General features: G+C 60.3%; 2 protein-coding genes. Both read right to left on the minus strand.

What is annotated here, in order from left to right; translation table 11 throughout:
* Positions 1-15 precede the first annotated feature (15 nt).
* Complete coding sequence (locus RMO15_RS28700; RefSeq protein ID WP_309721120.1) at positions 16-321, minus strand: hypothetical protein; 306 nt, start codon at positions 319-321, stop codon at positions 16-18.
* Positions 318-1,545, minus strand: a 1,228-nt coding sequence (locus RMO15_RS28705; protein ID WP_309721123.1) for a transketolase C-terminal domain-containing protein, incomplete at its 5' end; no start/stop codon positions are given. The genes RMO15_RS28700 and RMO15_RS28705, both read right to left, overlap by 4 nt.

Below are 1,545 nucleotides of genomic sequence, written 5' to 3' on the forward strand. Positions count from 1 at the left end.
TTCGCTATTTGTGTTTTACTCAGGCCGTCCGTAGAGTTTGGGAAGTTCTACGAGGAGTTTTTCTGCGGCGTCCGTCCACATCTCTCCACTGGACTTATTCATCGGAATGTGCTCTGTGAGGAGCCGGACAATGGCGCTGTGCCGATCCCAGGCGGTTTCCGGAGTGCGTTCTTTTAAGACGATCAGTAACAGATCATCGAAGCGCTTGGGGCTATCTTTTGCGCGGCGGAGTGTCTCTTGTAGGGTCGCACGAAGCTCCTCCTGCTCACCCCGTGTGTCCACCGGGGCGAGTAGCGCTTTGAGGGTTTCCAGCCACTTCATATCCCGGCGCTGTTGCGTCGGAGCAAGTCGGCTTCGTCGCAGGGGCGCTTGGACTCGTAGCCGTCCAAGGGCAAGAGATGCGTGTGGATGGCATCGAGGAAGTCTACCGGGAAGGGGAAGAAAGCATCTTCTACTTCATCGGGTGGGGTGATCCAGTTGCGTGCGCCGATCACCATCGGGGGGGCATCGAGATAGGAGAACGCGGCACGGCCAATGTGCGAGGCCATCGTGTGCAAGAAACTCCCGCGCTCACACGCATCGGAGGCCAGTAGAATACGTCCGGTCTTTTTGACGGATTCGATCACGGGCGCGTAGTTGAAGGGGACGAGCGAGCGGGCATCTATCACCTCTGCTGAGAGACCCCACTTCTCTTCCAGGAGCTGAGCCGTCTCCAAAGCGCGATAGAGCGTGGCCCCGATGGTCAGGATCGTGATATCCTTGCCCGGTTTCTTGATCTCTGGCTCGCCGATGGGGACAAGATAAGAGGTCGCAGGAACGCCGGACTGGCCCTGGAAACGCTCGGGCATGTTGTAGAGACGCTGGCTCTCAAAGAACACCACGGGGTCGGTGCCGGTGAGGGCAGATTGCATGAGCCCCTTGGCATCATAGGGCGAGGCGGGGAAGACCACTTTCAGGCCCGGAATGTGTGCCACCAGGCTCGTCCAGTCCTGCGAGTGCTGGGCACCGTACTTGCTGCCCACACTCACCCGCAGCACGACTGGCATCTTTAAGACGCCGCCGGACATGCTCTGCCACTTGGCGAGCTGGTTGAAGATCTCATCGCCCGCGCGGCCCATGAAGTCGCAGTACATCAGCTCGGCCAGAACGCGCCCGCCTTCTAGCGCGTAGCCCACCGCCGTGCCGACAATCGCGGCTTCGGAGATCGGCGAGTTAAACAGGCGGTGGTAAGGAAGCGCCTCAGTCAGGCCACGGTAGACCGCAAACGCGCCGCCCCAGTCGCGGTTCTCCTCGCCATAGGCCACCAGGGTGGGATCGGTGTAGAAGCGGTCGATAATCGACTCAAAGAGCGCGTCCTTAAAGCCCACACAGCGGGCATCGGAGAGATAGCTGCCATCCTCGGCGAGCCCCGTGCGGCTCTTAGACGCGAGCTGCTTGACACGCGGGTTCTCGTCTTTTGCCAGAAGCGTCTCAGGCGTGCGGCTGGTGTCGAGGCTCTCGATGGTCTCGTTGGAGTACATGGTCTTCTCCAGCAAGTTGCCCACC

The organism is Armatimonas sp. (assembly GCF_031410135.1).
Taxonomy (GTDB): domain Bacteria; phylum Armatimonadota; class Armatimonadia; order Armatimonadales; family Armatimonadaceae; genus Armatimonas.

What these genes read in the sequence shown, in the direction of transcription:
- RMO15_RS28700 (WP_309721120.1), bottom strand. Translation starts at nt 321, where the DNA reads ATGAAGTGGCTGGAAACCCTCAAAGCGCTACTCGCCCCGGTGGACACA.